This window comes from Bacillus mesophilus (assembly GCF_011008845.1).
Lineage (GTDB): Bacteria > Bacillota > Bacilli > Bacillales > SA4 > Bacillus_BS > Bacillus_BS mesophilus.
In genome coordinates this window covers 57,620-75,817 of sequence record NZ_JAAIWM010000001.1, presented here as the reverse complement: position 1 = coordinate 75,817, position 18,198 = coordinate 57,620, and the positions used below count along the sequence as shown (strand labels likewise).

Annotated in this window: 16 protein-coding genes; all 16 read left to right on the top strand. The window is 36.2% G+C overall.

Features of this window, described 5'->3' with window-relative positions; all coding sequences use genetic code 11:
- The first annotated feature begins 228 nt into the window (after positions 1–228).
- The 16 genes from G4D63_RS00360 (at position 229) to pgsA (ending at position 18,192) form a co-directional block, all read left to right on the top strand.
- Entirely contained in the window at positions 229–1,884 is a 1,656-nt protein-coding gene (locus tag G4D63_RS00360) for a ribonuclease J (RefSeq protein WP_163176567.1), read from the top strand.
- Between the two features lie 208 nt (positions 1,885–2,092).
- Positions 2,093–2,845, top strand: coding sequence for a ClpP family protease (locus G4D63_RS00355; RefSeq protein ID WP_163176565.1), 753 nt, complete (start codon positions 2,093–2,095; stop codon positions 2,843–2,845).
- Complete coding sequence (locus G4D63_RS00350) at positions 2,842–3,069, top strand: YlzJ-like family protein (RefSeq protein ID WP_163176563.1); 228 nt, start codon at positions 2,842–2,844, stop codon at positions 3,067–3,069. The genes G4D63_RS00355 and G4D63_RS00350 overlap by 4 nt, the downstream gene beginning before the upstream one ends.
- A gap of 116 nt (positions 3,070–3,185) precedes the next feature.
- Entirely contained in the window at positions 3,186–5,513 is a 2,328-nt protein-coding gene (locus G4D63_RS00345) for an FtsK/SpoIIIE family DNA translocase (RefSeq protein WP_163176561.1), read from the top strand.
- A gap of 199 nt (positions 5,514–5,712) precedes the next feature.
- Entirely contained in the window at positions 5,713–6,435 is a 723-nt protein-coding gene (locus G4D63_RS00340; RefSeq protein ID WP_163176551.1) for a GntR family transcriptional regulator, read from the top strand.
- A gap of 140 nt (positions 6,436–6,575) precedes the next feature.
- Positions 6,576–7,679, top strand: coding sequence for a BMP family lipoprotein (locus G4D63_RS00335; protein ID WP_163176549.1), 1,104 nt, complete (start codon positions 6,576–6,578; stop codon positions 7,677–7,679).
- 320 nt (positions 7,680–7,999) lie between these two features.
- Entirely contained in the window at positions 8,000–9,526 is a 1,527-nt protein-coding gene (locus G4D63_RS00330; protein WP_163176547.1) for an ABC transporter ATP-binding protein, read from the top strand.
- A complete protein-coding gene (locus G4D63_RS00325; protein ID WP_163176545.1) occupies positions 9,523–10,599 on the top strand; it encodes an ABC transporter permease in 1,077 nt (358 codons plus the stop codon). Before G4D63_RS00330 ends, G4D63_RS00325 begins: the two co-directional genes overlap by 4 nt.
- Before the next feature lies 1 nt (position 10,600).
- Positions 10,601–11,554, top strand: a complete 954-nt coding sequence (locus tag G4D63_RS00320; RefSeq protein WP_163176544.1) for an ABC transporter permease — start codon at positions 10,601–10,603, stop codon at positions 11,552–11,554.
- A 225-nt stretch (positions 11,555–11,779) separates the two neighbouring features.
- On the top strand, positions 11,780–13,057 hold the full coding sequence (gene yfmF / locus G4D63_RS00315; protein WP_163176542.1) for an EF-P 5-aminopentanol modification-associated protein YfmF: 1,278 nt from the start codon (positions 11,780–11,782) through the stop codon (positions 13,055–13,057).
- Positions 13,057–14,337: an EF-P 5-aminopentanol modification-associated protein YfmH gene (gene yfmH / locus G4D63_RS00310; RefSeq protein WP_163176540.1), complete on the top strand. Its 1,281-nt coding sequence runs from the start codon at positions 13,057–13,059 to the stop codon at positions 14,335–14,337. The genes yfmF and yfmH overlap by 1 nt, the downstream gene beginning before the upstream one ends.
- Positions 14,338–14,468: 131 nt before the next feature.
- Positions 14,469–15,191: an elongation factor P 5-aminopentanone reductase gene (gene ymfI, locus G4D63_RS00305; RefSeq protein WP_163176538.1), complete on the top strand. Its 723-nt coding sequence runs from the start codon at positions 14,469–14,471 to the stop codon at positions 15,189–15,191.
- Positions 15,192–15,279: 88 nt separating this feature from the next.
- Positions 15,280–15,555, top strand: a complete 276-nt coding sequence (locus G4D63_RS00300) for a DUF3243 domain-containing protein (protein ID WP_163176536.1) — start codon at positions 15,280–15,282, stop codon at positions 15,553–15,555.
- Positions 15,556–15,765: 210 nt separating this feature from the next.
- On the top strand, positions 15,766–16,560 hold the full coding sequence (locus tag G4D63_RS00295) for a YmfK family protein (RefSeq protein ID WP_163176534.1): 795 nt from the start codon (positions 15,766–15,768) through the stop codon (positions 16,558–16,560).
- Positions 16,561–16,577: 17 nt separating this feature from the next.
- Positions 16,578–17,480 carry a helix-turn-helix domain-containing protein gene (locus tag G4D63_RS00290; protein WP_163176532.1) on the top strand — a complete coding sequence of 301 codons (903 nt, stop codon included), beginning with the start codon at positions 16,578–16,580 and terminating at the stop codon, positions 17,478–17,480.
- A gap of 133 nt (positions 17,481–17,613) precedes the next feature.
- On the top strand, positions 17,614–18,192 hold the full coding sequence (gene pgsA, locus G4D63_RS00285; RefSeq protein ID WP_163176530.1) for a CDP-diacylglycerol--glycerol-3-phosphate 3-phosphatidyltransferase: 579 nt from the start codon (positions 17,614–17,616) through the stop codon (positions 18,190–18,192).
- Positions 18,193–18,198: the final 6 nt, after the last annotated feature.

Here is an 18,198-nt window from a genome sequence, read left to right as displayed (position 1 = left end):
AGCCTATACAGGCTGGTTTTTTTGTTTGTTAGAGATAACTATAATACCCTGTTACTCGAGATAAATGGAAGATTTTCTTGTTATTGCCTTCAGTACACCTTGCCACTTGTTGATGGAGGTTTCTCTACCTTCCTATAATTATCTTGTATTCCATTTATTTCATCAGTTATAATGTGGATATAGCAATGAACGGGCTTTATTTTTTTATTGACACAGGAGGATTATACATTGGCTACGAAGGAAATAGAGAAAATTAAAGTATTTGCACTCGGGGGAGCCGGCGAAATCGGCAAGAATATGTACGTCCTAGAGACGAACAATCAAATTTTTATTGTTGAAGCAGGCTTAATGGTACCAGGTGATGAAATGTTCGGTATTGATGCAGTAATTCCCGATATTTCTTACTTGATAGAAAATCAAAATAAAATAGTTGGAATCTTTTTAACACATGGTCATCCGGAACAAATAGGTGGGCTTCCATATATTCTAAAAAAGTTAACTGCTCCTGTATATGGTACTAAATTTACATTAGGGTTAGTGAAAGAAGAATTAAAGGGAAATCAGATAGTCGAGTTTCATGAAGTAGATCAGCATCAGTCGATTCAATTCGAAGAGATATCTGTCTCGTTTTTTAGAACAACACATAATATTCCTGATTCGATCGGAATTATTTTTGATACACCACAAGGTGCCATTGTCTATACAGGTGATTATAAGTTTGATCAAACATCAATTGGCTTGTATGGTGCGGATTTAGAAAAGATGGCACAAATCGGTAGAAAAGGTGTTTTGTGTCTTTTATCAGATAGTATGAATGCCGAAAAGCCAGGTTATTCAGGATCAGAAAGTCAGGTAGCGAGTTTCCTTAGTGAAGCCTTTTATCAACAGACTGGTCGAATTATTATAGTGTCGTATGCAACTAATATTCAACGTCTGCAAAATATTGTACAAGCAGCAAAAGAATCAAAAAGAAAAGTAGTATTCGTAGGGAAAAAGTTAAACGAGTCACTTGAAATTGCAAAAGAATTGGATTATATCCATTTACCTGAGGAGACACTTGTAGCATGGAATGATCGTTCAAAACTAGCTGACCATGAGGTTGTTATGGTGGCATCAGGTTATCAAGGAGATCCAGTAAGTGCTCTTTCTAAGCTTGCAAAAGGAACACATAAACAAATACAGATTAAGCAAGGAGATACAGTTATAGTGGCTACTGCATCTACCCCTGCTACAGAAATAACTATTGCAAAGTCAATAGATCTTTTATATCGTGCCGGTGTCAATGTTGTATATGATAAGAAGATTGATGTTGCTGGTCACGGCTATCAAGAAGAGATTAAATTGATGCTTAATCTTATGAACCCTAAATATTTAATTCCGATTCATGGTGAATTTCGAATGCAAAGAGCTCATGCAAAGGTTGCTGAATCACTAGGAATGAAAACGGATCAGATATTTCTAGTAGATAAGGGAGAAGCGATTGAGTTTGTTAATCAAGAAGCCACTTATGGAAATAAAGTAAATACAGGCAATGTATTAATAGATGGATTAGGTGTTGGAGACGTTGGTAACATTGTGTTAAGAGACAGAAGGCTATTATCACAAGACGGGATTTTAGTTGTGGTCGTGACACTTAGTAAAGATCGTAATCACCTTAAGGCAGGTCCAGAAATTATTTCAAGAGGATTTGTCTATGTTCGTGAATCCGAAAAACTTTTAGTTGATGCATCTGATATTGTAAAAGGAATCATTCATAAATGCATTGAAGACAAGGATATGGATTGGTCTTCTATCAAAGTAAGTATTAGAGATTCTTTAAATCAATTTTTGTATGAGAAAACAAAACGTCGTCCGATGATCTTGCCTATCATTATGGAAGCATAATAAGGAATTTAAAGCTAACTCTTTTGAGTTGGCTTTTTTGTTCCGCTGTGAGTGTAGTAGCAATTTAGAATGAAACATAGCATATAAAACCAGATTATTTTAAAACTAATTTCTACTCATTAAAATCTTCTTGCGACTTATAGAATGAAAACATATGGAAAGTTCATACTAAGGATATCTTATTTAGTGAAAGGGGATATCCATGTCTATGGAGAAGCAAAGCGTTACAGGTCAACAATCCGAACAGGATACTGAAAAAAAGGAAGATCCTAAAGAAGGTCTTTTAGATAAAATACAACAGCTTGGACAAACCAATGTTCCACAAATGGGAAATGAATCTAAAATCCATTGCTTAACGATCATTGGACAAATTGAAGGACATGTTCAATTACCGCCTCAAAATAAAACAACAAAATATGAACATCTGATCCCTCAGCTTGTGGCAATTGAACAAAATCCTAAAATTGAGGGTTTACTTATTATTTTAAACACAGTAGGAGGAGATGTAGAAGCAGGGTTAGCTATTTCTGAAATGCTTTCCTCGCTATCAAAGCCGACTGTTTCTGTCGTGTTAGGTGGAGGACATTCAATTGGTGTTCCAATAGCCGTTTCTACGAACTATTCCTTCATTGCAGAAACAGCTACTATGACAATTCATCCTGTAAGATTAACAGGACTTGTAATCGGTGTTCCTCAAACATTTGAATACTTAGATAAAATGCAGGATAGAGTAATTAAATTTGTTACTAAAAACTCAAATATAACAGAAGACCGTTTTAAAGAACTCATGCTTTCAAAAGGAAATTTAACGAGAGATATCGGTACAAATGTAGTGGGTGAGGACGCAGTTAAGTATGGGCTCATTAACGAGGTAGGCGGTATCGGTAAGGCAATTGCAAAATTAAATAAATTGATTGAAGAAAGAGCGAGTGTCAATCAAGATGGGAAGTTGATTCAATGAGCCTATACACAATAATGCCTGAGGAATTAATCTTTCCAACAGATCATACGCAATATAATAACCATCAAGTCATTGAAATGAACGGTGTCTCTATGATGGTAGAAAAAAGTGAAGATCAATATCGTATTGTTCGCTTACTAAGTACAGATCCTTTGGATTTTTTAACAGAAGATTATTGTCCAGGTAAAATGATTCCAATGAATCAAGGTATTACAAGAGTTTAAGGGCCTCCTTAAGCTCTTTTTTCTTTGTTATGGGAAATAATTCGAAACAAGCATTGAACTTATGGAAATAATGTTTTTATAATAGATATATACAGAAAGAAATCTGAGGTGTAATAATGGCAAAGCAGAAGCAAAGGCAGAAGAGGAATAAGCAAGAATGGAAACATACCATTAAATTTGAGCTAATAGGATTAACACTATTTGCGTTAACCTGTATCGGGATATCTGGACTTGGGATGGTTGGACAGAGCTTAACAACCTTTACAAGGTTTTTTCTAGGTGAATGGTATATTGTTCTCTTACTTGGGCTTCTATGTATGTCAATCTACTATATTTGGAAACGTCAAAATCCATTTTTATTTCATCGACGTTTAATAGGCTTGTATTTCATTATTTCAGCCTTATTATTGTTTAGTCATGTTAATTTATTTGATGACATTATTAAGGACGGTGTGTTTAGTGAGCCATCAGTCATTCGTAATACATTTGAATTGTTTATGAGTGAAGTTGCTGGAGAAACAGCAACCCATGACCTGGGTGGAGGGATGGTTGGCGCCGTTTTATTTGCTTTATTTCATGTATTGTTTGCAGCAAAGGGTACGGAGTTAATAGCAGTTCTATTTATGGTAATTGGAGCTATCTTACTAACGGGTAAATCATTAAAGGATGTAACCGCAAAAGTTATTACGCCAGTATTATTGTTTATAAGACAGCAATTTGAAGGATTTGTTTCAGACATCCAATCTACCTTTCAACGAATTGGAAAGAAGAATGCATTAGCAAAGACTAAGAAACGCAAGGAATCAAGCAAGAAGAAGGAAGAGACTGAAGGTAATGAAGTAATTGAAGAGGAGGATGAGGAAGAAGATCCTATTATTCAGCCGATTATTTCAAACTTTCAAGATCAAACGAAAAATAAGACTTCCACTGAAAGTGTTCCGCCTGTAAAGAAACAGGATCAACCTCAGGATGAGGAAGTAGAAGCACCGAAGCTAACATTTACAGAAGAAGAAAATCCTGATTACCTTCTACCACCATTTGACCTTTTAGCCTTACCGAATAATCAATCAAGTGGTCATGATAATGAGTTGATTCGAACCAATATAAGAAAGCTTGAACGAACGTTTGAAAGTTTTGGCGTTAAAGCACGTGTTAAAAAGGTCCATTTAGGACCTGCGGTTACAAAATATGAAGTATATCCAGATGTGGGTGTTAAGGTTAGCAAGATTGTAAATTTAAGTGATGATCTAGCATTAGCTTTAGCGGCTAAGGATATAAGAATTGAAGCACCAATTCCAGGGAAGTCGGCTATTGGGATTGAAGTACCAAATGAAGAAGTCTCAATGGTGACTTTAAGAGAAGTAATAGATACTCCTCATAGTTCAAACAAAGAGGCTAAATTATTAATAGGTTTAGGTAGAGATATTTCGGGAGAAGCAGTGGTTTCTGAATTAAACAAAATGCCTCATTTATTAGTTGCAGGGGCAACAGGTAGTGGAAAGAGTGTTTGTATAAACGGAATCATTACTAGTATTTTAATGAGAACAAAACCACATGAAGTAAAAATGATGATGATCGATCCTAAGATGGTTGAATTAAATGTTTATAATGGAATTCCTCATTTATTAGCACCTGTTGTAACAGATGCAAGAAAAGCATCACAGGCACTTAAGAAGGTAGTTTCTGAAATGGAAAGAAGATATGAATTATTTTCTCATACGGGGACTAGGAACATAGAAGGTTATAATGAATATATAAAGAGACAAAATGCCGAAGAGGCTGAGAAGCAACCGTTACTACCATTTATCGTTGTAATTGTGGACGAGCTTGCCGATCTTATGATGGTAGCTTCATCTGATGTTGAAGATGCCATCACTAGATTAGCTCAAATGGCTAGAGCAGCAGGAATTCATCTAATAATTGCGACTCAACGACCATCTGTAGATGTTATAACAGGTGTAATAAAGGCTAATATTCCTTCAAGGATTGCTTTTAGCGTCTCTTCTCAGACAGACTCAAGAACCATTCTAGATATGGGTGGAGCGGAGAAGTTGCTAGGAAAAGGGGATATGCTCTTCCTACCAGCAGGGATGTCTAAACCTGTGCGTGTTCAAGGTGCTTTCCTATCTGATCAAGAAGTTGAAGATGTTGTTGATTATGTGATTTCTCAACAAAAAGCACAATATCAAGAGAATATGATTCCATCTGAAGTTACAACAGTAACAAACGAAGTTGATGATGACTTATATGATGAAGCCGTTCAGTTAGTAGTTGAAATGCAGACAGCATCTGTTTCTATGTTACAAAGAAGGTTTAGAGTAGGATATACAAGGGCAGCTAGATTAATTGACGCCATGGAAGCAAGAGGAGTTGTGGGACCTTACGAAGGAAGCAAACCAAGAGAGGTTCTAATTGTCAAAAAAAATGAAGAGGCAACATCATAGAAAAAATCGGAGCGGGAATAACCCGCTCTTTTGGTGCAATAAGAATCTTTCTCCAATTTTCGACAAATTTTCCTGAAATCCTATTTATTTCTTTTAAATTAAGTGGTATAGTATTGACGATTAGTAAGAAAATTAATAAAGCTGTAAGACATCGGACTTTGTACATGATTCATGCATGATAAGATCTGGGGGGCGGGTTATGACGATTAAATCCGATAACCGGCATTTATATTTACAGGTTATTGATCGTTTAAAAAGTGATATTGAAAATGGTGTCTATAAAGAGCGTGAGAAGCTACCTTCTGAATTTGATTTAGCCAAGCATCTTGGTGTTAGTCGAGCAACCTTGAGAGAGGCCTTGCGAATTTTAGAGGAAGAGAACGTCGTAGTTAGAAGACACGGAGTAGGAACATTTGTTAATCCACGTCCATTATTTACATCGGGAATTGAACAGTTAAATAGTGTGACTAATATGATTAAACAAGCTGGTAAAGTACCAGGAACGATCTTTTTGTCTTCTCATGAACAAGGTCCCACTGAAGAAGATATAAGAAGGTTTAATTGCTCAATAGAGGACGAGATTCTTGTGGTTGAGAGAGTTAGGACAGCGGATGGCGACCCAGTTGTGTATTGTATTGATAAGATACCGACTAAATATTTTCAAACCGGTTATTCTCATTCTGAGGAATCGGTGTTTAGGGTGCTTGAGAAATCAGGGATTTTCATATCTCATGCGGTTACTCACATTGAACCGTTAGGGTATCATGAAAAAATCTCACCTATCTTGAATTGTGAGCCTGAGACAGCATTATTATTACTTAAGCAAATGCATTTTGATCAAGACGAACAACCAGTGTTATTTTCACTCAATTTTTTCCGAGCAGATCAATTTAGCTTCCACGTTATTAGAAAACGTATATAATAAATTTGCGCTAAGTTGAACATCTTAATAAATGGTAGCTAATGCTCTTGAAAAATTGTTTTGTCAATATATTTATAACAAGCTATAATGATTTTGTAGTAAAAGATTACATTTTTTAAAAAATTTGGGGGTTAGAAAAAATGAAAAAAGGATTATTGTATTTATTAGTGTTCTCATTAATTACCTTCCTTGCTGCATGTGGAACTGCAGGAGATAATGCTGAAGAAGGTGGAGAAGCTACAGGCGCAGGCGATGGTATGAAGGTTGGTATGGTTACTGACGCTGGAACAATAGATGATAAGTCATTTAACCAAGGTACTTGGGAAGGAATTGTACAAGCTGCAGATGAGCTTGGTATATCTGAAAAGTATTTAAAGCCTGCTGGGACTACTGAGGCAGATTATTTGAAAGAGATTGGTAACCTATACGACGCTGATTATAAGTTTATCGTTACACCTGGATTCAAGTTTGAAACAGCTGTATTCCAAGCTCAAGACAAATATCCAGATGCTAAGTTTGTAATTATTGACGGAGCACCTCATGCTGGTGACTATAATGTAACAGTTAAAGACAATACAGTATCAATCTTCTTCGCAGAGCATGAATCAGGATTTATTGCTGGTGTTGCATCTGCGCTAGAATTAAAAGAAGCTGAAGCAGGATTTATCGGTGGAATGGAAATTCCAGCTGTACAAAAATTCAATTGGGGCTTCCAACAAGGTATTAAATACGCGAACGAAAATCTTGGTACAAATGTTAGTATGAAAGCAGAAAACGTAATTTACCAAGGAAGCTTTGATAATGTTGCAGCGGGTCAGCAAATTGCTGCTCAAATGTATGAAAGTGGAGTAAATGTGATCTTTACAGCAGCTGGTGGAGTTGGAGTTGGAGCTATTAATGAAGCTAAGACTCGTGTAGATGCTGGTGAGCAAGTATGGATCGTAGGGGTAGACGTTGACCAATATGCTGACGGATTACTTGAAGATGGAGAAACATCAGTTGTCCTTACTTCAGCAATGAAAAACTTAGGGCAAGTTGCTTTTGATATGATCCAAGACGAAATCAACGGTGACTTCAAAGGTGGAGAAACTTTAACATTTGATGTTAAAAACAATGGTGTAGGTATTCCTGCAGAAAATCCTAACCTTAGCGATGATACTGTAACTCAAACTAATGAAGTAGTTGAAAAAATTAAATCTGGTGAAATTACTGTCTCCCCTGAACAAGGAGATCTACTGAAGTAATCAAGGAAACAACAGAGACGGGTCGCTTCCGTCTCTTTTCTATATTATAAGGTCATTCTTTTAAAAGGCTTTGTTAAAGTCCGTTTTATTGTGGGAAGGGCCGAGAATATTCTTCTAAGAGTACAAATTCAGACATCCTTACTGAAGTAGTAAACAAAGCAACGTGTAATGGAGCCTTTTAAAAGTTTGTGAATACCTCTAATGATTAATTTATAAAACTTCTTACATTGTATTCCGTTTTGGGACACAATGTAAATGACCGTATCAAAATAATATAGGTTATTAATAGCTAAAAACTAAAAAAAGCAGGTGGAAGTTCAATGGAGTATGTTGTAGAGATGCTGGATATCAGAAAAGAATTTCCTGGTGTTGTTGCCAATGACAATATAACGCTTACATTAAGGAAAGGTGAAATCCATGCATTGTTAGGTGAGAATGGTGCTGGAAAATCCACTTTAATGGGTGTTCTTTTTGGCATGTACCAACCAGACAGAGGAAAAGTTAGAGTTAATGGAAATGATGTGAAAATCTCTAATCCTAACGTTGCTAATCGACTTGGAATTGGGATGGTTCACCAACATTTTAAACTTGTTGATAATTTCACTGTAACTGAAAATATTATCCTTGGAAGCGAGCCTTTAAAGGGCATGGTAATGGATATAGATAAGGCTGCAAAACGAATTGAAGAATTATCAAAGCATTATGGTCTAAATGTTGATCCTCATGCAAAAATTGAGGATATCTCAGTCGGAATGCAGCAAAGGGTAGAGATTCTAAAAACACTTTATAGAGATGCAGAGGTTCTTATTCTTGATGAGCCAACTGCAGTTCTGACCCCAGCAGAGATTGATGAATTAATGAAAATTATGAAAAACCTAATTAACGAGGGAAAATCGATCATTATTATTACCCATAAGCTTAAAGAGATAAAAGCTGTAGCAGATCGTTGTACAGTTATTAGACGTGGGAAATCTATTGGAACAGTCGATGTGCAACAAGCTACAGAAGCAAGTCTTGCTGAAATGATGGTAGGTCGACATGTTTCCTTTAAAGTAGAAAAGGAAGAGAGTAAACCAGGTAAAGTGGTTTTAAAGGTTGAAAATATTTCTGTTAAAAATAGCAGAAAAGTAATGGGACTTAAAAACTTTTCAATTGAAGTTAAGGCTGGCGAAATCTTAGGAATCGCTGGGGTCGAGGGAAATGGTCAGAGTGAACTAGTTGAGGGAATAACAGGACTTAGAAAGATTGAATCTGGGTCTATTTATTTAAACGACGAAGAGGTTACCAATATACCTATTCGCCAGCGTATTGAAAAAGGGATTGCACATATTCCCGAAGATCGACAAAAACGTGGTCTCGTTTTAGATTATAAACTTGAGGATAATATGGTTATTGAAGTTTATAATAAGCCTCCGTTTTCTAAGAATGGTCTATTAAATGTGTCAGCAATTAGAAGTTATGCAAAAAACATTATCGAAAATTTTGATGTTCGTGCTGGAGAAGGTGCTGCTTCACTTGCAAGAGGATTATCTGGTGGAAATCAACAGAAAGCCATTATCGGAAGAGAACTCGGATTAAATCCTGACCTTTTAATCGCAGTACAGCCGACTCGTGGCCTAGATGTAGGTTCGATTGAATATATTCACAAAAGATTAATAGAACATCGTGATAAAGGAAAAGCGGTACTTTTAGTTTCATTAGAGTTAGACGAAGTTCTACAGCTATCCGATCGAATAGCCATCGTTAATAATGGGGAACTTGTTGGGGTTGTAAACGCGTCTGAAACCAATGAAAATGAAGTAGGCTTAATGATGGCAGGTGTCAGCAAGGAGGAAAGTAAGGAATGAAAAATACCATAATTTCTCTATTAGCTGTAGTGTTAGGACTATTAGCTGGAGCGATTTTAATGTTTTTAATTGGTAGTAATCCAGTGGAAGGGTACACATACCTATTTCAAGGTGGATTGAAAAATATGGAGAGGATTGGTAATACTTTAGCTACTGCAGCACCACTAGTATTTACTGGATTATCAGTAGCATTTGCTTTCCGTACAGGTCTATTTAACATTGGAGCAGCTGGTCAAATGTTAATAGGTGGCTTTTTTGCTACAGCAATTGGTCTTAGCTTCGATTTACCTAGACCTCTTCTACTTAGTTTAATGGTAGTAGGAGGATTTGTTGGAGGAGCTCTTTGGGCATATGTTCCTGGACTTCTTAAAGCTAAATTTAATGTTCATGAAGTTGTGTCAACAATTATGATGAACTGGATCGCCTATTGGACAGTTTATTATACGATTCCAGCTTATTTTAAAGGTGAATTCTTAGAAACGGAATCTGCAAAGTTACCGGATGCAGCAACTCTAAAAGTACCATTTCTCTCTGAGTTATTTGCCGGTTCTTATATAAATATGGGGATTTTCTTTGGTATAGTTGCAGTCCTTGTAATTGCTTTTATTATTGATCGTACAACTCTAGGCTTTGAGTTAAAAGCTGTTGGTTTTAATCGTCACTCTGCTGAATATGCAGGAATGTCTGTTAATCGTAGTATCATATTATCAATGGCTATATCTGGTGGACTAGCGGGTCTAGCCGGGGTGATTCAATATACAGGTAATGCAAACAGCTTACAAATCGGGATTATGCCGACTCAAGGGTTTGATGGAATTGCTGTTGCACTACTTGGAAACAACACACCTGTTGGAGTATTATTTGCAGCCCTTTTCTTTGGAATATTATATTCCGGGACAGGCTTTATGAATGCTATGACTGAAATCCCACCTGAAATTGCAAATACAATCATAGCCATTATCATTTACTTTGCAGCAACTAGTGTACTAATTGAACGCTTACTTCGTAAGTACTTCAACAAGCGTACTGAAAAAGAAAATGTGAATACCGCCGTTAAGAAGGGGGACTCATAAGATGTGGACTTTAATACAACAAATTTTCCCGTACGCAATTATCTTTGTTATGCCCCTTCTCATTACTGCATTAGGTGGATTATTCAGTGAGAGAAGTGGAATCGTCAACATTGGGTTAGAGGGATTAATGATCATGGGTGCTTTCACATGCGCCTTATCGATTAACTTACTGTATCCAATTCTTCCAAATAAAGATTTAGTATTATGGTTGGGTCTGTTGATTGCTGCATTTAGTGGATTAATTTTCTCTCTACTTCATGCATTTGCAAGCATTAACCTTAGTGCAAATCAAATTATTAGTGGTACTGCGATTAATATGATTGCTGGTGCGTTAACGGTTTTCTTAGCTAGAAATATTACAGGATCCGGAAATATTAGAATTGTTAGTGGTTTTTCACCAATGGACATTCCTTTTCTATCTGATATTCCTGTAATTGGCCCTTTATTATTTACCAAAACCTATCCTACTACATGGTTTATCCTAGCTATTCTAGCTGTGAGTGCGTTTATTCTCTATAAGACTCCATTTGGATTAAGACTAAGATCATGTGGAGAATATCCACAAGCTGCAGAAGCTGCAGGGATTAATGTAAGAAGTGTTCGTTACAGCGGTGTTATGATTTCAGGAGCGTTTTCTGGAATAGGGGGAGCACTGATTATTTTAACTTATGCCGGAGAATTTACTGGTACTGTTTCAGGATTAGGATTTTTAGCATTAGCTGCGTTGATTTTTGGACAGTGGAGACCATTAGGAATATTAGGTGCAACGTTCTTCTTTGGAATTGCAATGACAATTGCTAATGTGTCGCAGGTAGTTCCTGCACTAACAGTGATACCTCCACTCGTTTTAAAGCTTTTCCCATATGTAGTGACACTGATCGCTCTAGTTATTTTTTCAAAGTCATCACAAGCTCCAAAGGCTGCTGGTGAACCTTATGATCCAGGTAAAAGATAATAATACGAAAAAAATGATTCGTTCAACAACGAATCATTTTTTTTATTTAATTTTTAGTGTTCGACTTTTTGTCCTTTAGCATAAGTAAACACAAGATGTATTTGTAAGGAATGCCTAACATTTGAAAAAATTCCCTAAAAAGCTTTATATTGGATATAGTTTATTTTTACTGAATAATAGAAACACTAATCTGTAGGCTTAAAGCTACCCATAAAGGAGGCAAAAATGGTGAAGCTTGATCAAGAGATTGTAGAAAAAATGAATGGATTATCACTTCATGTAGTGGAGACAAAAAAGTATAAGACCAATACCTTAGTCATGAAGCTTAAAGCTCCTTTAACTAAGGAGGACGTCACACACCGTGCATTGTTGCCACATGTGTTACAAAGTGGAACAAACCAATATCCAAGTACAACTGAGCTAAGAAGCTATTTAGATGAATTATACGGTGCTTCTCTTGGTGTTGATCTAACAAAAAAAGGTGAATATCATATCATTACCATTAGAGTGGAGATTGCTAATGAGGTTTATCTTTCAGATCAGACTCCCTTACTAGAGAAAGGGTTATCTTTACTAGCGGATATCGTTCAAAATCCTGCACAGGAAAATGGAGTATTTTTAGCATCCATAGTAGAGAAGGAAAAGCGTGCTTTAAAACAGAGAATACAATCTGTCTTTGATGACAAAATGAGGTATGCTAGTCTTCGTCTTGTAGAGGAAATGTGTAAGGATGAACCGTATTCACTTCATGCAAATGGACAAATGGAGGATGTGGATCAGATTACACCTCGATCTCTTTTTGAATATTATCAAAAATCATTAAGAGAAGATGAAATAGACCTATATGTAGTAGGAGACGTTAGTGCTACAGAATTAAAGAGTTCAGTTGCTACTTTATTTAAATTAGAAGATAGAAGTCCTAAAATTGTAAGTAACCCCCCAATTACCATTAATAAAGAAAATGAAGTGATTGAGGAACAGGATGTTAAGCAAGGAAAGCTCAATGTTGGTTACCGAACAAATATAACGTATCAGGACCCGGAATATTACGCTTTGCAAGTCTTTAATGGGATTTTTGGAGGGTTTTCTCACTCTAAGCTATTTATAAATGTTCGTGAGAAGGCAAGTCTAGCATATTATGCTGCCTCAAGAGTAGAGAGTCATAAAGGACTATTAATGGTGATGTCTGGTGTCGATGCTAAAAATTACGATCAAGCAGTTTCGATTATCAAAGAACAAATGATTGCTATGAAAAATGCTGATTTTACTGATAAGGAGTTAGAACAAACAAAAGCAGTGCTGGTTAATCAATTACTTGAGACGATTGATACGTCTAGAGGACTGATTGAGGTGTTGTATAACGACGTATTAGCAGAAGTAAAGCAACCTATTGATGAATGGCTTCGAAAGGTTAAAGACGTTACCAAAGAACAAATCATCGAAGCAGGAAAAAAGATTGAACTTGATACCATTTACTTCTTAAAAGGAAAGGGGGAAGCATAATGGAGAAGGTAGTATTTGAACAATTAAAGGAAGAATTATACCACGAAACGTTATCTAATGGATTACAAGTTTATATTTTACCTAAGCAAGGTTTCAACAAGACATATGCTACATTTACAACAAAGTATGGATCGATCGATAACCGTTTTGTTCCCTTAAATGGCGACGAACCAGTCGAAGTACCTGATGGTATTGCTCATTTTCTAGAACATAAGCTATTTGAAAAAGAGCATGAAGATGTGTTTCAACAGTTTAGTAAGCAAGGGGCGTCTGCAAATGCATTCACATCTTTTACAAGGACTGCATATTTATTTTCAAGCACATCTAACGTAGAACAGAATTTAGAAACTCTTCTTGATTTTGTTCAGGCGCCATATTTTACAGAGAAAACAGTTGAAAAGGAAAAAGGTATTATTGGTCAGGAGATTACGATGTACGACGATAATGCTGACTGGCGACTTTACTTTGGGGTAATTCAAAACATGTACAAAGAACACCCTGTTAAAATTGATATTGCAGGTACCGTTGAATCGATTGCAAAGATTACAAAGGATCTTCTTTATACTTGTTATGAAACGTTTTATCACCCAAGTAATATGCTTTTATTTGTTGTTGGTCCCATCGATCCTGAGAATATTATGAATCAAATTAGAGATAATCAAGCTAAAAAGGATTATCAAGCTCAAGCGCCAATTCAACGCTATTTTGATGAAGAACCTCAACAAGTTGCTGAAAAATTACAGGTCTTAAAAATGACGGTTCAATCCTCAAAGTGCTTAGTTGGTTTAAAAGTAGCAAATCCAAACAAATCTGGAGAAGGCTTATTAAGATCTGAGCTCTCAACTAATGTATTACTTGATATGTTATTTGGAAAAAGCTCAAAAAATTATGATACCTTATACAATGAGGGCCTTATCGATGATACCTTCTCCTTTGATTACACAGAAGAGTTAGGATTTGGCTTTGGTATAATCGGTGGAGATACTCCACAACCAGATCAACTAGCTGAGACACTCAAAAAGATGTTGATGTCTTATAACGATCAGCTTTCAGAGGAATACCTAGAGAGAGTAAAAAAGAAGAAAATTGGATCGTTCCTAAGGGCGTTAAATTCACCAGAATTTATCGCAAACCAATTTACAAGATACTCCTTTAATGAAATGAATATGTTTGAAGTGGTGAAGGTATTAGAATCACTAACTTTGGAAGACATAAAAGCGGGTGCAGCTGCATTAATTGATGAGGAAAGAATGACGGTATGTCAGGTTGTACCAAAGTAACTTGACATCACGAGAAGAAGAGATAGACAATATACTTGTCATCTCTTTTTTGTATGGCGACTTTTTATGATTTACCAAAAGTCTGGTTATCTTTACAAATAAATGATCTAATAACAAAGGAAGTATGTAAGATGGTAAAAAAATATGCACTACTAACAGGCGCAAGTGGTGGAATTGGAAATGCTATTGCTCGGCAACTAATTAAAGATGATTATGCAGTTTATCTTCATTATTATAAAAATGGAGAGGGACTAAAACAACTTCAAGAAGAATATAAAAATCATGAGATCTTCTTAATAAAAGCAGATTTGTCAATTTCTGATGGTGTAAATGAATTATTAAATCAGGTACATCACCCAATTGACTCGTTGATTTTGAACAGTGGAAATAGCTATGTGGGACTAGTCACAGATATGGCTATTGAAGAGGTCACGACAATGATTCAGCTCCATATGACGAGTCCTTTTCTGATTACACAAGCCATCCTACCGAAGATGATTTCAAATAAATCGGGCAACATTGTATTTATAACTTCGATTTGGGGAGAGATTGGGGCTTCATGTGAGGCATTATATTCTATGGTTAAAGGTGGACAAAACACACTAGTAAAAGCCCTAGCAAAGGAGCTTGCACCATCCAATATAAGGGTGAATGCAGTAGCACCAGGTGCTATTAATACATCCATGCTTCACGTTCTAGACGAAAGTGATCTAGGTGCATTGATTGAAGAAATTCCGATGGGGAGGTTAGGAAAACCAGAGGAAATTGCCCATAGCGTTCAATTTCTCCTTTCAAAGCAAGCTTCTTATATAAATGGACAAATTATTTCTGTTAACGGTGCATGGCATACATAGATAAAAGTTGACCGAAAAACTTCCTCCTTGAATATTTTTATTAGAAGAAGACAAAATAACTGTGTATCAACTTTAAGGAGGAATTTCAATGTCTGTTTTAGATAACTGGGAACAATGGAAAGATTTCTTAGCAAATCGTCTTCACCATGCCCAAAACGAAGGTATGGAGCAAAGCACAATTTCTGATCTTGCTTACCAAATCGGTGGTTACTTAGCAAAGCAAGTTAACCCGCAAAATGATCAAGAAAAAGTTTTGGCTGATCTTTGGAGCGTTGCTTCACCAGAAGAACAGCATGCCATTGCAAACATGATGGTAAAATTAGTTCAAAATGATGGTAGTGAAGGCACAACAACTACTAGCTAATTCAAAAAGAGGGGGAAAGTTACCCTCTTTTTTTCTTTTGGTTTGGATATTACTAACATATCTAATATAATTGGTCCCATAGTCCTTAATTTAGGGATTTGTCATATTTTGCTACCCTTTGCCTTTCCTATTATATATAAATACTATATTATAGTAATAAGGTATATAGTTTCGATATTTAGTACATGGTGTTAAGGAGGGGTGTCTTTAATGGCAAAGAAGGAATGGTATCTGGAGTATGAAATACATAAAAACCGCCCTGGCTTACTGGGTGACATCTCTTCTCTATTGGGAATGTTATCCATTAACATTATTACAATAAATGGTGTTGAGGATATGCGAAGAGGAATGCTTCTTTTATCAGATCATCATGAACAGATTTTAAGACTTGAATCAATACTACAAACTATGGATAATATAACCGTGACAAAGCTTCGTGAACCAAAGCTGCGCGATCGATTAGCAGTAAGGCATGGGAGATATATACAAAGAGATGCGGATGATAAAAAAACGTTTCGATTTGTGAGAGACGAGTTAGGGTTACTTGTAGATTTTATGGCAGAATTATTCAAAAAGGAAGGCCATAAGCTTGTCGGAATAAGAGGAATGCCTAGAGTTGGAAAGACTGAATCAATTGTTGCTTCTAGTGTATGTGCTAATAAAAAGTGGTTGTTTGTTTCCTCGACATTACTAAAACAGACCATACGTAGTCAATTAATTGAAGATGAGTACAATGAGGAGAACCTTTTCATTATTGATGGAATCGTATCGACGAGGCGAGCTAACGAACGACATTGGCAGCTTGTTAGAGAAATTATGCGACTGCCCGCTACAAAGGTAGTCGAGCATCCAGATATCTTCGTTCAGCATACTGAATATACGTTAGATGATTTTGATTATATTATTGAATTAAGAAATCAGCCTGATGAGGAAATTACTTATGATGTTGTAGACCAACAACCATTTATGTCAGGTGATTCATCGTTTTCAACTTTTGATTTTTAAAATGGTAGGTGTTTTTATTGACTGAACTAGGACAGCATTTAAAGCGAGCAAGGGAAGAGCGAAACATAACGCTCGAGGAGTTACAACTTATAACAAAAATCCAAAGGCGCTATTTACAAAATGTTGAGGAAGGTAACTTTGATGCGTTGCCAGGTATATTTTACGCGCGTGCTTTTGTCAAACAATATGCTGAAGCAGTTGGCTTAGATTCAGAACAAGTTTTTGAGGAATTTAAGAATGAGCTACCAAGTGCCAAAAAGGAAGCCATTCCAGAGCAACTTTCACGTGTTAAACGAGCAAGAGCAGAAGTAAATACGAAGGATTCAAAGTTTCTACAACTTTTCCCTAAAATTCTTGTAACGGTTATTGTAATTGGAATCGCCTTTACAGTTTGGAAAGTCTCACAAACTGATCCTCCTGCAGATCAAGTTGAGGAAAAACCTGAAACAGAAACAGGGGCAGAGGTTGAGGAAAATACTAAAAACCCGCTTCAGACAGGAAATACAGATTCTGAAGAAGAGGAAACAGTGACTGAAGAGGAAGAAACTACAGAGGTCGAGGAAGAAGTCGTTGAACCTGTTCAACAGTTTGAGCTTGTCGAATCCTCAGGTCGTAGTTTTACTTATAAATTATCTAATACTAATCAATTTATAGTCGAAGTATCAACTACTGGTGAAACATGGTTAGACTTAAGAAATGGCAAAAATAAAAAGTTCTTCAGTGGTATGCTTAATACAAAGGCAGATGACCAAGCTCCAGATCGAACAACCTATGATTATACAAATGAAACTGAAGCATTTGTTAAATTAGGTAAAGCTATGGACTCTGTATTAATGATTAATGGACAAAAAGTTGAATTGCCTGCTGAGCCTAAGGATGTGCAGGAAATTACGATTATATTTGAAAAGAGCGCTGAGTAATAGCTTCTCAGAAAACAAATAGTTTTCAGGTAGTCAATCTGGACCTATCCGTTTTTTATACTATCGCCCACAAAAAAATGTGGGCTTCTTTTCATCTTTTATGGCAAAATGTGAGTAAGGAGGTTTAAAACCGATGAATTTACCAAATAAAATTACAGTTTCTCGAATTTTTCTTATACCATTATTCTTAATTGTGACACTTGTACCATTTTCATGGGGAGAGATTAGGATTGGTGACTACTCTTTACCGGTTCATCACTTTGTTGGAGCCCTAATTTTTATCATTGCGTCCTGTACGGACTGGATTGATGGATACTATGCTAGAAAGCTAAACATGGTGACTAATCTAGGGAAGTTCTTAGATCCACTTGCAGACAAGCTTCTTGTGTCTGCTGCGTTAATTTCTTTAGTGGAATTACAGCTAGCACCTGCATGGATGGTTATTGTAATTATTAGTCGTGAATTTGCTGTAACAGGACTTAGGCTTGTATTAGCAGGTGAGGGAGAGGTAGTTGCAGCCAATATGCTTGGGAAAATTAAGACTTGGGCACAAATTATTGCAGTGTCCGCATTATTGCTTCATAATTTTCCATTTGTTTGGCTGAATATCCCTTTTGACATGATATCTTTATGGTTTGCTGTTTTCATTACCATCTACTCTGGTTGGGATTATTTTGTGAAAAATAAAGAAGTCCTTCTTAAATCTAAATAGATTGGT

Coding starts and splice junctions, on each gene's coding strand:
- G4D63_RS00355 (WP_163176565.1), top strand. CDS start 2,093: ATGGAGAAGCAAAGCGTTACAGGTCAACAATCCGAACAGGATACTGAA.
- G4D63_RS00350 (WP_163176563.1), top strand. CDS start 2,842: ATGAGCCTATACACAATAATGCCTGAGGAATTAATCTTTCCAACAGAT.
- G4D63_RS00345 (WP_163176561.1), top strand. CDS start 3,186: ATGGCAAAGCAGAAGCAAAGGCAGAAGAGGAATAAGCAAGAATGGAAA.
- G4D63_RS00340 (WP_163176551.1), top strand. CDS start 5,713: ATGACGATTAAATCCGATAACCGGCATTTATATTTACAGGTTATTGAT.
- G4D63_RS00335 (WP_163176549.1), top strand. CDS start 6,576: ATGAAAAAAGGATTATTGTATTTATTAGTGTTCTCATTAATTACCTTC.
- G4D63_RS00330 (WP_163176547.1), top strand. CDS start 8,000: ATGGAGTATGTTGTAGAGATGCTGGATATCAGAAAAGAATTTCCTGGT.
- G4D63_RS00325 (WP_163176545.1), top strand. CDS start 9,523: ATGAAAAATACCATAATTTCTCTATTAGCTGTAGTGTTAGGACTATTA.
- G4D63_RS00320 (WP_163176544.1), top strand. CDS start 10,601: ATGTGGACTTTAATACAACAAATTTTCCCGTACGCAATTATCTTTGTT.
- yfmF (WP_163176542.1), top strand. CDS start 11,780: ATGGTGAAGCTTGATCAAGAGATTGTAGAAAAAATGAATGGATTATCA.
- yfmH (WP_163176540.1), top strand. CDS start 13,057: ATGGAGAAGGTAGTATTTGAACAATTAAAGGAAGAATTATACCACGAA.
- ymfI (WP_163176538.1), top strand. CDS start 14,469: ATGGTAAAAAAATATGCACTACTAACAGGCGCAAGTGGTGGAATTGGA.
- G4D63_RS00300 (WP_163176536.1), top strand. CDS start 15,280: ATGTCTGTTTTAGATAACTGGGAACAATGGAAAGATTTCTTAGCAAAT.
- G4D63_RS00295 (WP_163176534.1), top strand. CDS start 15,766: ATGGCAAAGAAGGAATGGTATCTGGAGTATGAAATACATAAAAACCGC.
- pgsA (WP_163176530.1), top strand. CDS start 17,614: ATGAATTTACCAAATAAAATTACAGTTTCTCGAATTTTTCTTATACCA.